General features: G+C 28.3%; 5 protein-coding genes. 3 read left to right on the top strand and 2 right to left on the bottom strand.

The window, feature by feature from the left end; translation table 11 throughout:
- Positions 1-160: 160 nt before the first annotated feature.
- Both KIB46_RS05410 and KIB46_RS05405 read right to left on the bottom strand, forming a co-directional pair.
- On the bottom strand, positions 161-1,909 hold the full coding sequence (locus KIB46_RS05410; RefSeq protein ID WP_291671109.1) for an ABC transporter ATP-binding protein: 1,749 nt from the start codon (positions 1,907-1,909) through the stop codon (positions 161-163).
- A gap of 5 nt (positions 1,910-1,914) precedes the next feature.
- Entirely contained in the window at positions 1,915-3,654 is a 1,740-nt protein-coding gene (locus KIB46_RS05405) for an ABC transporter ATP-binding protein (RefSeq protein ID WP_291671108.1), read from the bottom strand.
- 164 nt (positions 3,655-3,818) lie between these two features.
- On the opposite strand from KIB46_RS05405, the gene KIB46_RS05400 reads away from it, so the two are divergent.
- From KIB46_RS05400 to KIB46_RS05390, 3 genes are all read left to right on the top strand, one after another.
- Positions 3,819-4,463, top strand: coding sequence for a restriction endonuclease (locus KIB46_RS05400; RefSeq protein WP_291671107.1), 645 nt, complete (start codon positions 3,819-3,821; stop codon positions 4,461-4,463).
- Between the two features lie 12 nt (positions 4,464-4,475).
- On the top strand, positions 4,476-4,667 hold the full coding sequence (locus KIB46_RS05395) for a hypothetical protein (RefSeq protein WP_156561078.1): 192 nt from the start codon (positions 4,476-4,478) through the stop codon (positions 4,665-4,667).
- A gap of 181 nt (positions 4,668-4,848) precedes the next feature.
- Positions 4,849-6,372: a DUF2828 family protein gene (locus KIB46_RS05390; RefSeq protein ID WP_291671106.1), complete on the top strand. Its 1,524-nt coding sequence runs from the start codon at positions 4,849-4,851 to the stop codon at positions 6,370-6,372.
- The last annotated feature ends 18 nt before the right edge of the window (positions 6,373-6,390 follow it).

Raw genomic sequence — 6,390 nt, 5'->3', positions numbered from 1 at the left:
AGAATATTTTATCATAAATCCTAAACTCGTAGAGTTTGGGATTTATTTTTTTACAAAAAAAAGAGCTACGCACTAATTATTTAGTGCGACAGCCCCTTTATTTTTATATTACTTGGAAGCTTGCCACGGAAGGAGAAAAATAAATATCTACTTCCCCTTTTTATTCATTTACAATTCCCTTTAATGAAGAAAATTGGTTTTGGTATAGTTCATTATAGAACCCCTTTAAAGATAGTAAATCTTTATGTGTTCCTTCTTCAACTACTTTACCATCCTTAATTACAACAATCTTGTCAGAATTAATTATAGTTTTTAGTCTATGAGCTATGACAAAGGATGTTCTTCCTTCCATCATGGTATTCATGGCCTCTTGAAGCTTTTGTTCTGTGATCATATCTACATTGCTTGTAGCTTCATCTAGTATTAATATATCAGGGTTAGATAGGATAGTTCTAGCAATGGATAAAAGTTGCTTTTGTCCCTTACTAAATACATTACTATCACTTGTTATTTCTGTATCATATCCTTTAGGTAAACTAATTATATAATCATGTATGTTTGCTTTAATGCAAGCAATTTCAATTTCATCATCAGTTGCGTCTTCTTTTCCAAATAAAAGATTTTCTTTAATTGTTCCACTAAAAAGAATAGTATTTTGAAGAACAATACCTATTCTTTTTCTTAAAGAGTAGAAGTTTATATCTTTTATCTTTAAATCGTCAAAATATATCTCACCCTCTTTAGTATCGTAAAACCTATTTAAAAGATTAATAATAGTTGTTTTACCTGATCCTGTAGGTCCTACAATTGCAATCTTTTCACCTTTAAAGGCTTCAATATTTATCCTTTTAAGAATAGTCTTTTCATCATTATAGGAGAAAGATACATCTTTCATATTTACATATCCATTTAAAACATCTATTTCCTTTGCATTAGGAGTATTTTTAATGTCAGGTTCCTCCTTAAGTATATCCATAACTCTTTCAGCACCAGTAAAGGCTAATCCTAATTGATTATAAAGATTAGACATTTGGTTTATTGGTTGAAAGAATAGTCTAGCAAAGTTTATAAATGTAACTATAAGTCCAATACTTGCATCACCCTTTAAGGTAAGCATAGAACCAGATACTATAATTAAAACTAAGGTTACATTAGATAAGCCATTCATAAGAGGAATCATTAAATAAGAAGTAAACTGCGCTTTTATTGCAGTATCTTTAAAGCTTTTATTCTTCTCGTGAAATCTTCTAATAACCTCATTTTCTAGACCATAGGCTTTAACTACCTTAAGTCCTGAAATCTCTTCTTCGATATAGGCATTAAGATCTCCAAGCTTTCCTTGCTGCTCTCCATATAACCTTCTAGTTCTTTTAATTAAAAAGGTTACAATTATAGCTAGGAATGGTGTGGCAATTAAAGTTATTAAGGCTAATTTAACATTTAATACTAGCATAAATATTAGTACCCCAACTAATTGAATTAAGTTAGAAGTTAGCTCAATTATACTATTAGATAGAGTTATACCAATATTGTCTATATCATTAGTAAATCTACTTAATAACTCACCATGTGGAGTAGAATCAAAAAATCTTAGTGATAATGTTTCTATTTTATTAAATAGATCAGTTCTAATCTTATTTACAGTTTGTGCTGCTACGTCAGCATTTACATAGTTTTGGAACCATCCTGCTAGTGATGATATAGCATATACACAAAATAAAATAATAACCCATCTAAGCAAACCGTCAACATTAGGTATAGTTATATAATTATCTATTATATATCCCATTAGGAAAGGACCTATAAGCTTAGTTAAGGTATAAACAATTATAGAAAAGCTTATGATTATAAGCTTAGTTTTATGTTCTTTTAAATATGATAATATGAACTTTAAGCCTCTGTTATTCATATATACTAAGCCTCCTCTCCAAGTTGTGTATTATATATGTTTTTATAATGGACACTATTATTCATTAATTCTTCGTGGTTTCCTACTGCAAGTATTTGTCCTTGGTCAATAAGAACTATCTTATCAGCATCAATTATTGAAGATATCTTTTGTGCAACCATTATGGTAGTAGTATTCTTCAATTCTCTGTTTAAAGCTTTCTTTACTAAGCTTTCAGACTTAGCATCAAGGGCAGAGGTAGAATCATCTAGAATTAGTATTTTAGGGTTACCAACTAAACCTCTAGCAATGGAGATTCTTTGCTTTTGTCCACCAGATAAATTATTACCTCTTTGATATACTATAGATTCATAATTTTCAGGTAATCTATCAATAAACTCTTTTGCTTGTGCAATTTTTGCTGCCCTCGTTATATCATCTTCCACAGCATCTAAATTCCCTTGAACTATGTTTGATTTTACAGTTCCAGAGAATAGAGTAGCACTTTGAAGTACAATAGATATATTCTTTCTAAGGGTAGCCTCATTGTAATTTCTTATATCCATACCATCTAAAAGTACTTTCCCTGATGTAGGATCATAGAATCTTGGTATTAAATTTACTAAAGTGGATTTACCAGAGCCAGTAGCACCTATAATACCTACAAATTCTCCTTCTTTAATATGAAGATTAACATCCTTTAAGGCATATTCCTCAAATCCATCTGTTTCATCATAATCAAAGGATACATTTTCAAAGATAATATCTCCTCTAATATCATCAGCATTCTTAGATGTGTTCATAAACACTACATCACTAGTGGCATTCATTATGTTTTCAACTCTCTTTGCTGAAACCATAGCTCTTGTAAAATTCATAAATAATAAGCTTGCAATTATAAGGGCAACTAATAATTGTGATAAATAATTTATAAATGCAACTAAAGAACCTATTGGTAAAACATTATTTATAGCTGATTTACCACCAAACCATAAAATTGCAACTATACCTAGGTTGATACATGCTAAAAATATAGGTAAAACAGTACCTACAATTCTAGAGGTACTTGTATTTAATTTTGCTAAGTTTGAGCTTTTACCTTTAAACTTTTCCTTTTCATTATTTTCTTGAACAAATGACTTTACTGCCATAATGCCATCAAAGTTTTCTTTTAATGTAGTATTCATATCATCTAACCCTTGTTGAGCACCATAGAACAAAGGATAAGATTTCTTAATGATAAGAAATAATACAGTGGAAATAGCTAAAATAATAACTAAATAAATTGGAGATAATCTTGGTGCTGTTATAATACCTAAAATTATACTTCCAATAAAAAGTAGTGGTGACCTAATTAATATTCTAGTACCTGACATAACAAAGTTTTGAAGTTGATTAATATCATTTGTTAACACAACAATAAGATTAGAAATACTTAATTCATCAATATTTCTAAAAGAAAGTCTTTGTATTTTATCAAAGGTACCTTCTCTTAGGTTCATTGCAAAAACAGTTGATATTTTACTAGAGTTATATGTATTTAAAATTCCAAGTAAAACTCCAACTACAGCTATGAATATCATTAAAGCACCTAACTCTACTATAAGAGTTTTATCATTATTTTTTATTCCTCTATCAATTACTAATTGAAGCAAATAAGGTTGAATAAGTTCACATAAAACTTCTAAAATCATAAAGATAGGAGCAATAAACACTAAAATCCCTAAAGAAGAGAAATAGGGTTTAAACTTTTTAAGCGTTGCCAAATATATCATCCTCCCTAAAAAAAGTCTCTAAAAGTAGTATTCCTAAATAATAAAGATTTATCCTTGTCTATAAACAATAGAAAAGGGTAAAAATTTAATATATAATAAGTATTACAATATAATATTTAATTTGTAGTAGACGTAGCAGAAAAGAGGAGATTTAATTGAAGAGAAGACTTAACAGAACACAACAAACAAGATTTTTATTGTATGTAATTTATTTTTTAATTTTAGGTATATTATCACTAGCAGGTAAACTAAAATTGAATTACGCAATTATATTATTTTTAGTTGTAGAAATTATTTTTCATAAATATAAAAGTTGGAGAAATAAAAGATTCTATCATGCAAGTATAAACATTGTAGACAAGATGACAGGTGAAGAGTTTGAAGAATTTTTAGAGTTACACTTTAAGAAGGAGGGATATAAAACTCACTTAACACCAAAGACAGGTGACTATGGTGCAGACCTTGTTGTTAAAAAAGGAAGAGAAAAGATTGTAGTTCAAGCTAAGAGGTGGAATCAAAATGTTGGTGTAGAGGCAGTACAGCAAGCAGTAGCTTCTATAAAGTACTATAAAGCACATAGAGCAATGGTAATTACAAATAGTAGTTTTACTGAAAACGCAAGAAACTTGGCTAAGGCTAATAATGTTACATTAATAGATAGAAAAGATATATTAAAATTAACAGAGAATAATGAAAGCTGTCCAATATATAAGAGTAGATTACAAAAGAAAGAAGGAAAATATGGATTTTTCTATGGATGTACAAATTATCCAAAGTGTAAATATACAAAATCATTATAGGAGACAATTTATATGGAATTAAGAATACAAGTAAAAGGTAAAAATGAACCAATAGTTTTTAAGGGAGATAGAATAGATATATTAGACTTCCAAATGAATGGGGTTAAATATAAGCAAATAAGATATTTTAGAAAAGGATTTTCAAAGTCAGAGTATATAGATGAAAGCCTTATAAAAAGAATTATAGAAGTTAAAAATTCTTAAGTTTACTTAATCATTAAAATGTACTATTAAATAAAAAACTGCATATACATGATAGTGTAAAGATACTAACAGCTTAATAAAATATGTATCTTGTTTAATAAAGACACTTACAGCTTATTTATGCTCAGTTAATTTATTAGCTGGGCATAATGTGTCTTGTGGTGTTTAAGGGGGATTATATGTGAGCTTTGAATTATTTAATAAGTTAAAAGATGAAATAATTAATATTGATGAAAATTTATATGAGGATCTTGAAGAAGATTACAATGAAATAGTAGAGATAGATAATACATCTATACATAACTTAAACTTCTTTTCAAAGGGAATGTTTCTTAGAAATATAAATGAAAAGGATATAATAGAGTTCTTTTCTAAGGCTTATGAGGAAGATGAGAAAAAGGCTCTTAAAATTCTCTTTTTTATTAGAGATAAAGAAAAGGGACTTGGAGAGAGAAAAGTTTTTAGGGTATGTTTAAACTATTTAGGTAATATAAACTCTCATATACTTAAAGAAAACCTTTCCTTAATACCATACTATGGTAGATGGGATGACTTGTATTCTTTATTTGATACTAAGCTTGAGAATGAAACGATAAAACTTATAAAAGATACATTAAACAAGGACTTAAATTCTTTAGCCCCAAGTACTTTGGCAAAATGGTTAAAATCTGAAAATACTTCTTCATCTGAATCAAGAAGGTTAGGAAGGAAAACAAGATTATTACTTAATATGTCTTCGAAAGAATATAGAACAACACTATCTAAACTTAGAAAAAAATTAAATATAGTAGAAAGTTCTATGAGTAAAGGAAATTGGGAAGGTATACAGTACGGTAATATAACCTTTAAATCTATAAATAAATATAAAAATGCATTTTTAAAACATGATTATAGTAGATATAAGGAATATAGAGAGCTCTATAGGCAATTCTTAGGGTATAGAGGGATAGGATTAAAAGAGAGTCTTATAGACGAAAATTTCCCTTATATGTTTGTAGAGGACTTTATAAAAAACGGACATGCCTCATCCTTGTATGAGTATAAGAGTTATATAAAAGAATATAAAGGTGATACAATAGTATCTTTAGGGTTATCCTCAAAGAATTTTATAAATAATAAGAATATAAATACCTTATATGCTGGGGTAGGAACTATATTATATTTTTTAAGAGAAAATAGAGGTAGGTATAAGAAGCATATAATTACCATGAAACCTAAACCTAACTTTAAAAAAATTGATATGGATAACATGAAAGATAATGTAGAGGAAATAGTGAAAGCTTCAGTTTGTAATGAAATAAATGTAGAGGCAGCTTTAGATTTAATACTTTTTGCAGCTATAAAACATGGAATAAATGAAGAACACATTCCAACGAGACTTTTATTTATAATAGATCCAGGTTGTAAAATTTCAATGCTTTCTAAGGGTAACAATAAGGATACCCCTTACTTTGTAAACGCAGAGGAATTTGAAAGAATTAAAGAAAAGTGGAGCTGTGCTAATTTAAATATACCTCATCTCATATTTTGGAATATAGATAAGAGAAGGGAAAGCGCAACTATTATTAAATATAGTGACAACTTTACCTATGCATTTGGATATTCTAATGAGGTGTTTATATCTCTACTTAATGATGAAAGTAATTCAACTCAAGATTTATTAAATAAAGTTCTAGAGGATGATCGTTATAAAGCAGTCATATAATTATGGCTGCTTATTTAT

The organism is Clostridium sp. (genome assembly GCF_018372875.1).
Classification (GTDB): domain Bacteria; phylum Bacillota; class Clostridia; order Clostridiales; family Clostridiaceae; genus Clostridium.
Note: the sequence above shows the minus strand (reverse complement) of the source record. Positions and strands in the feature narration are given on the sequence as shown.